A 6,674-nucleotide genomic window follows, 5' to 3' on the forward strand; every position below is an offset into this window, starting at 1 on the left:
TCCGTCTAGCTAGACTCGAAAATACCGAAGACCGAACCCCTACTTTTAAAAAAAAATCGAGGTTTTCAAAGCAGAGCGTTTTACTTTACAGCCAGCTATTTATCAATCTTTAATGGTTCTGACAGTGCTTCAGCGACCGCTTTTAAACTGCTGGAATGCCTCGCCATCATGGCATGGGCAAAAACCGACAATTTTACTTCTTTGGCAACAGATATTTGGGAACTAGAAGCCGGTACGATGATGAAATCCCAATCTGTCCAAATCGAAGTAAAATTGAGCTTTTCCAACAAGGCAGAATCTCGATTTAAATCTTCCAGAAAAGCACTGCCGGGACGCATTTGGATACAGCCTTTTCCCCAGAGAGTGTAAGCCATCCAAGTACCGCTGTGAGGAGAAGATATGGCAATAAAGCGCTGCACTCTGTTAATGCCGCCTAACCTTTGCAGGTAGTAGCGAGTTACTAAACCGCCCATGCTCAATCCTACTATATCTAGATGCTGTTCGGGCGCAAAGGTTTTGTCTATATAATCTGCTATTTGTTGGGCTAATTCGTCTATGCTGGCGTTGCCCCAATGGGGCGAGAGATTGAGGGTGTAGACTGACCATCCCAGTTGGGTCAGGTAGGCAGACATTTTGTGAAAAATTCCCGATTTTCTGAAGATTCCGTGAATTAGCAAGACTGGGTTGCGGCTGAAATTGCTATTCATTTTTAAGTGGGAATTTTATTTTCTATAGGTGCTTTGAGTTCTTCAACTATTGCGTTAATACTTAGGGGTTCTGTCACCATTTGGCGGTGCAGCAAAACGTTGACTTTAACTTCTTTACCTACTGGCATTTGGGAGCTGTTCGCCGGTACAATCATTATGTCAAATGGCGTCCACATTGATGTAAAGTTTATGCGTTTGAGCATTGTCACATCTTGATTTAAATCGCGCAGCAAGCCACTATCGGGGCGCATATCCAGGTATCCTGGTAGGCGTAGGGAATAGGCGGTGAGGGTGCCGTGGTGGGGGGAAGAGAGGGTGATGAAACGCTGTACGCGGTTGATTCCTCCGAGTCGCTGGACGTAGTAGCGGCTGACGATGCCGCCCATGCTGTAGCCTACTATGTCTAAAGATTGTTCTGGGTCGAAGGTTTCAGAGATGTAGTCTGCGAGTTGCTTGGCGAGTAAGTCGAGGCCGAGGCTACCGTCGTTGGGGGTGAGGTTGAGGCTGTGGACTGACCATCCAAGTTCGGTGAGGCGGGCGGACATTTTGCTGAAAATCATCTTTGTGTCCCAGATGCCGTGTATCAGGATGACGGGATTGCGATCGAGCGAACTGTTCATTTGAAAAGAAAATTGCTTGCTAATTACAGCATAAATCACTCCCCTAGGGAGTTTTACCCGTACTAGGACAGCTAGCGAATCGGATCGAGGTACGATCGACAATGAGTGGGAATCCCTAACAAATTCTGAGATACTTTGTAAATAAGTGCAAAGCAGTGCGAGTATTTATACCTAAAATTTGCTTTGATGAGCTAGCTTAGATACAGCAAAATGTAAATTTTGATTAAGAAATGTAGACAAAAGTTGCCTTACCTCGTAGTCTAATTTTGTTGACAAGCTTGTAAAAATTTCTCTAAAAGAACAAAAGGAGTAAGTCTAATGTTTGGTTTTATCAAAAATTTCTTCGGCGGTATTTTCGGCTTTTTCGGCAGACTATTGGGCTTGAAAAAGTCTGAATATTTCCTAGATTTGGGCGAATCTGGAACGAAGGAACCAGCAAAAGTTGCGCCTGCGAAGGCTGAGCCTGTTGCGATCGCACCGGCAAAAGTTGAGCCTGTTAAGTCTGAGAAGTCTGAGAAGTCTGAACCTGCTAAGAAGGCTAAGGTAGAGAAAAAGTCTAAGAAAGACAAGGAACCAGTCGCTAGCGTTCCTGCTAATACTCCCGAACCTGCGAAGGTACCTGCGGTTGCAGCAACTAACGGCAAAGTGCCGAGTCAAGCTGAACCGAATCGGACTTTTGCTCCTAATAATTTAATGCCGACACCAACTGGAAGTCGTCGGAGCCCTGGCCCCAGCATGAACAATTTCCGGGAAATGGCTCGTCAGGTGAAAACGAAGTAGGAAATTGGGAATTGATAATAGGGAATTGGGCATGGGATAATTCCCAATGCTGGCGTTAACAATTTAAAAATGGGATTGCTCATTTTTAATTTTAACTATTTGTTCTATTCCCTATTTTCTGAGTTTCTGAGGAAGGCTAATCCGCTGTATAGCTGAAAAGCTGAGTCCCAAGGAGTTTCGGATTTGCGCTCGACTTCTATATGAGATTCGATCTTGCTCAACATATTAGTGTAATCGAGCACTGTCTCGGCAAAGGGCGTAAATTCTGACCAAACTGTAACGTCAAGCTGGCGATCGAATATTTCCAATAAGTTATTCCAGTTAATTCTGGTGGTACTTTGAGGAATTTGTTGAGAGTTTTTGACTGTCGATGTTTTGTTTTTCGGGTTCGGTGAAGTGGGAAGTTCGGCTGAAACTTTGGTAAAGTCAACTCCTTGTTGAAATTCGTAACTTTGGTCGCAAATTCGCAGAATGCAGTTTCTGCTGGGAATGTGTAAGTCACAGATTTGAGCGTAATCTTGCCGGATTTCTCTGTGGCGAAATTGATCCTTTCTTCGGTTGGGCGAGTAGTCCATGACTTCGATGAACATCGGCAACAAGCCTTCTACTCTTTGGGTAACTTCTGACCAGCTAAATTCGATCGCACCGAGTCGTGAGAGTTTATCTTTGCAAACAACGGCTGGAGAAGAGAGAGACTGGAAGTGTTGCACTCGGAAGATTTGGATTTTTTGAATATCGCTTAAGGTTGCCCAAAATACGGGAATGCCGGCGTTGAGGAGTTCTTGACCGTAAATTCGCAGTTCGGCGATGGGGCCAGTTTTGTAGAGTCTCCAGCCACGGCTTTGGATTTGCATCCGGGTGGTGTAGGCGTCGATTTTAAAGATTCTGCTGATATTTTGTACGACTGCGGCTTTGTTTTCGGGACTCACGGGTTCGAGGATGAGGAGTCCGGGTTCGAGGTTGCTGGGGTCGTTTTTAGCAGTTTCTATGGCTTGTTGGCGGAGGTTTTGTTGTGCGGTTTCAATCCGTTGAATAGCTTGGCGGGTCTGGGAGACGATTTTGGGGTTGGTGATGTCGCGGAGTATTTGTTTGTAGGTTGTTTGGGCTTTTTCGAGCTTGTTGGTGAGTTCGTAGTAGCGGGCGATATAGTATTGTACCCACGGATTTTCGGGGGAGTCTTTTTGTAGTTTTTTGATGAGTTGGGCAGCTTGTTTGTATTCTTTACCATCGAGGGCGGCGACTATTTCTTTGATGTCTGTCATGGCGATTGGGGGAATGGCGTTGTTTCTATCTTGGCTGATGTTTGGGTGGTTTCGCCACTGGTTAAAAAATTTTGCTGTTGTGTTAACTTATAGATATGATATGCCGGAAAGAAACAATGGTGGAACAAAAAGTAACTTACACGCTTGAAGTCAATGGTAAGTTTATTATCATTGAAAATGTTCCTGCTAGAGTGTGTGTGGAAACGGGAGATCGCTTTTTTTCACCTGAAACTGTGGAACAGTTGCAAAAGATGATTTGGGAAGAGAGAAAGCCTATTAGGGTGATTAAAACACCTGTTTTTGAGTTTGCTTAGCACTTGGTTTAAATTGAGTTAAAGCTGATTGGAATTAACGCTTAATGTGTAAGTACCTTTGCTTGTGCGATCGCCTCCTTTAACAACTATTTTATAAGTGCCGTTACTAGGCAATTTTACGGTGAGTTGAGACTCTCGGCGATTCTGGGAGTTGCCTGTTTTTTGGGCAATATTTTTGCCGCTGGTGTCGAACAGTGTTATGTTGTGGTCGAATGCTCTGCTTTTGAGGTCGATCGTCATAGATTGACCTGCGCGTCCTTGAAAGGTGTGTTCGCTCTTGTCGCCGTCTTTGAGGGTTCCCCGCTGCTGTAGGAGGGAAAGGGATGTGAGTTTTGGTCGATCGACATTGCTCAATTCTAAGCCGTAATTGGTCATGGGTACATCGAGGCCATTTCCGTTTCTGACTGCGATGATAAAGGCTGTTTTGTTGTTGGGGTCTCGGACTATTTTGTCAATAAATTGGGATTGTATTTGTTTTGCTGTTAGAGGTTTAGGTTGGTTGAAGTTGGGTTGTGAGGTACAGAAAAGCACGGATCCGTCTAGATAGCGGGCGGCGTAGAACCAATAGTTTTGACCGTTAGTTGTAAATTCGTTTCTGCTAAAGATAGTGAATCTTTCAAGTTGCGGTAATTGCTGGTTGCTCTGGCAATTTTTATCGATGTATATTTCGTTGGCTGATGGCTGTCGCTGGGCGAAAACTGCTGGGACGGTGGTGGTGACAATTGCTGAGATGAGGGTGAGGGTGAGGGGGAAGGGCGATCGGGTTTTCATAAATACTTGTTTCTATTTATTGTTGTCAGGTATTGTACGCTGTACTTCCTATTCTATCTCTGTTTTAAATACTTTTCTAATTCCGCAGTGCGCTGTTTCGTCATGCGATCCAAACATTCATTGAGGAAACCTCCATAACCCGTACCGCCACGATTTTTATAAACTTCAAATTCACAGGTTTTATCTCTTAACTGAATCCACCCTAATTGTGCTTCGGAAAGTTGCGCCCGCTCTTCGCCGCTCAATTGGGAAATCAGTTGTTTGTAAATCTCGTTCAGTCGTTTATCCGAGGCTTCGTAATTCAACCGAATACAAGCTCTGACTTGCACATCTCCTTGCGGGCGATCGCAATTAATCTGTTGAGCAATGGGAAAGCTCGGAGATTGTGCAGAAACTGATGTTGTACTGAAAATTGCTACAAGCGCGTGAAGCGAAGCTATCCCGTAGGGAATCGACCAAAAGCGCGATCGACCTTTCCTCAACTCTATTTTCATGACTCGTCAACCCATTTATCTGATAATTCCTCTTAACACGAGACAGAGTGGATTTGATTAATTTAAGTATTTTTTTATATTTAAGCTGTCACGCATTTAAATTGCATATTCAGGGCGGGCTAGACGGGTGCATCTCACTTTGGCAAATACATCAAATTGAAAGTTGACCGTTGAGATAAGCACAGCGAAGAGAAAGGATAGAGGGAACGCTCTCAATTTTCCATTGCGCTCCTGATATTTTCACCCTGAACCCAATTCGTTTAATAATTGATTCAACTGTTCCCGAACCAATCGAACTTATGGACTCCTCTTTATAGTATTGGTAGTTGACTATTCGGCAGCGATGGGTCTCTAAATAGTTACAAAATATTTTAAATCCTTTTTTTTTCATCTCTTTAAATAGATTGATAACTTCATCTATTTTACCTTGCCACAACATATTTTCTGCTAACTTTAAACGTTTTAGCGAACCTCCTACCTTGTAAAGATTTTCTTTCAGATGATACCAATCTAAGATTTCTTGTCTTTGTTCAGTATCTCCTATTTCTTTAAATATGTTCCAAATTCCGGCATGACCATCTCCTAAACAATACATAGGATGTAGTAATTTTTGGCTATTAGTCCAATCAATTAAATCTTGATTATTTTGAAAAAATGCTCCCGAATAAACATTATCTAAACAAATGGCTTTATAGTCTTTCCAATAACACCCCTCGCCTTTGGTTTCGTTGCGTAGCCTGACTTTCCCGCCATCTAATGTAATTTCTTGGACTCCTTGTTTAGATGTAGGTAATTCAAATTCTTGTCGTTTGACTAATCTGTGTAATGTACTATGAGAGACTTTGACCCCCGTGAAAATTTCTAAATCTTTTTCTGCCATTTGATAAGATTCGTTGGCACTGATTAAAAGACAGCATTTTTCCATCATTGGACTGAATTGACTATACGCTTTCAATCCAAAATATTTCGCTTGATTGTCTGTAATTTCGAGCGAACCGACTATTGATTTTCTTTTTCTGGATTTTCCTGTTTGAATCCCTGATACTGCTGAAAAAAAAAGCTACCTAGTTCTGGTCCCACTTGTTCTAGCATTTTCTGACGGAGAGATTTTTCTATGCTGTCAAAACTTTCTAACAGGCGTTGGATCTGTATTTCTGTAAAGAATGGATGCTGCCGCTTTTAAGTAGGCTTTTAGCTGTTCTTGGTCTGAGGGTGTCATTTTCTTTACCTCATATTTTTTGGCAATTTTACTAGCTTTTCCATTTTAACCCTTTTGCGACATATTCGCCAAAGTGAGATGCACCCGGCTAGACGGCCCACCCCACAAGAATTAGATTGTTTTTTGACATTCTATTTAAATGCACAACAGCTTACTGAATTAAAACGCCTTTTTTATCAGATTCCAAAAGTGTGCTTGAGTGCTGCATCCACTGCCACCATATCCGACAAAATACCAATTTTGCGATCGATTTCAACTTCTAGAAGAGTCACAAGATTGTCTGTCATAATTACCGAGTCAGCTAGCAATCCCGTTTGCTGCCCTTCCGGTGTTGCTAGGGAAACAAAAACCCGGCTTGGGTGTCCTGAACGGGCTAAGTTGCTAGTAATCATTGCCGTAATTGTTTGCCCTAAACCAGTCCCCAGATTATTACAGCGGTTCCCGCTGTTATGAGGTACAGTAGCAGCAATTAGCAAACCAATTTCTTAAATGTTTAGGGTTCATTAA

Annotated in this window: 8 protein-coding genes and 1 pseudogene; 2 read left to right on the forward strand and 7 right to left on the reverse strand. The window is 42.8% G+C overall.

Annotated elements, in window-relative coordinates:
- Positions 1 to 95: 95 nt before the first annotated feature.
- Complete coding sequence (locus QUB39_RS19250) at positions 96 to 707, reverse strand: alpha/beta fold hydrolase (RefSeq protein ID WP_333053392.1); 612 nt, start codon at positions 705 to 707, stop codon at positions 96 to 98.
- A gap of 2 nt (positions 708 to 709) precedes the next feature.
- Positions 710 to 1,327: an alpha/beta fold hydrolase gene (locus tag QUB39_RS19255; RefSeq protein ID WP_333053393.1), complete on the reverse strand. Its 618-nt coding sequence runs from the start codon at positions 1,325 to 1,327 to the stop codon at positions 710 to 712.
- 318 nt (positions 1,328 to 1,645) lie between these two features.
- Between QUB39_RS19255 and QUB39_RS19260 the strand changes: the two genes are divergently transcribed.
- Positions 1,646 to 2,107: a hypothetical protein gene (locus QUB39_RS19260; protein WP_333053394.1), complete on the forward strand. Its 462-nt coding sequence runs from the start codon at positions 1,646 to 1,648 to the stop codon at positions 2,105 to 2,107.
- Between the two features lie 104 nt (positions 2,108 to 2,211).
- Here the strand turns inward: QUB39_RS19260 and QUB39_RS19265 are convergent, their stop codons facing one another.
- Positions 2,212 to 3,369, reverse strand: a complete 1,158-nt coding sequence (locus QUB39_RS19265; RefSeq protein ID WP_333053395.1) for a tetratricopeptide repeat protein — start codon at positions 3,367 to 3,369, stop codon at positions 2,212 to 2,214.
- Positions 3,370 to 3,464: 95 nt separating this feature from the next.
- Between QUB39_RS19265 and QUB39_RS19270 the strand changes: the two genes are divergently transcribed.
- Positions 3,465 to 3,683 (forward strand): YgiT-type zinc finger protein, encoded by a 219-nt coding sequence (locus tag QUB39_RS19270; protein ID WP_333053397.1) that lies wholly within the window; start codon positions 3,465 to 3,467, stop codon positions 3,681 to 3,683.
- An 18-nt stretch (positions 3,684 to 3,701) separates the two neighbouring features.
- On the opposite strand, the gene QUB39_RS19275 is transcribed toward QUB39_RS19270, so the two are convergent.
- The 4 genes and pseudogenes from QUB39_RS19275 to QUB39_RS19290 all read right to left on the reverse strand — a co-directional run bounded on the left by QUB39_RS19275 (position 3,702) and on the right by QUB39_RS19290 (position 6,643).
- Positions 3,702 to 4,454 carry a hypothetical protein gene (locus QUB39_RS19275; RefSeq protein WP_333053398.1) on the reverse strand — a complete coding sequence of 251 codons (753 nt, stop codon included), beginning with the start codon at positions 4,452 to 4,454 and terminating at the stop codon, positions 3,702 to 3,704.
- Positions 4,455 to 4,507: 53 nt separating this feature from the next.
- Positions 4,508 to 4,948 carry a lysozyme inhibitor LprI family protein gene (locus QUB39_RS19280; protein ID WP_333210353.1) on the reverse strand — a complete coding sequence of 147 codons (441 nt, stop codon included), beginning with the start codon at positions 4,946 to 4,948 and terminating at the stop codon, positions 4,508 to 4,510.
- Positions 4,949 to 5,099: 151 nt separating this feature from the next.
- A pseudogene (locus QUB39_RS19285) lies at positions 5,100 to 6,167 on the reverse strand (ISKra4 family transposase).
- A 176-nt stretch (positions 6,168 to 6,343) separates the two neighbouring features.
- Positions 6,344 to 6,643 (reverse strand): type II toxin-antitoxin system PemK/MazF family toxin, encoded by a 300-nt coding sequence (locus QUB39_RS19290; RefSeq protein ID WP_333210351.1) that lies wholly within the window; start codon positions 6,641 to 6,643, stop codon positions 6,344 to 6,346.
- Positions 6,644 to 6,674 lie beyond the last annotated feature (31 nt).

This window comes from Microcoleus sp. AT8-B5, assembly GCF_036705565.1.
Taxonomy (GTDB): Bacteria; Cyanobacteriota; Cyanobacteriia; order Cyanobacteriales; family Microcoleaceae; genus Microcoleus.

Coding starts and splice junctions, on each gene's coding strand:
- QUB39_RS19255 (WP_333053393.1), bottom strand. CDS start 1,327: ATGAACAGTTCGCTCGATCGCAATCCCGTCATCCTGATACACGGCATC.
- QUB39_RS19270 (WP_333053397.1), top strand. CDS start 3,465: ATGATATGCCGGAAAGAAACAATGGTGGAACAAAAAGTAACTTACACG.
- QUB39_RS19260 (WP_333053394.1), top strand. CDS start 1,646: ATGTTTGGTTTTATCAAAAATTTCTTCGGCGGTATTTTCGGCTTTTTC.
- QUB39_RS19265 (WP_333053395.1), bottom strand. CDS start 3,369: ATGACAGACATCAAAGAAATAGTCGCCGCCCTCGATGGTAAAGAATAC.
- QUB39_RS19275 (WP_333053398.1), bottom strand. CDS start 4,454: ATGAAAACCCGATCGCCCTTCCCCCTCACCCTCACCCTCATCTCAGCA.
- QUB39_RS19280 (WP_333210353.1), bottom strand. CDS start 4,948: ATGAAAATAGAGTTGAGGAAAGGTCGATCGCGCTTTTGGTCGATTCCC.
- QUB39_RS19250 (WP_333053392.1), bottom strand. CDS start 707: ATGAATAGCAATTTCAGCCGCAACCCAGTCTTGCTAATTCACGGAATC.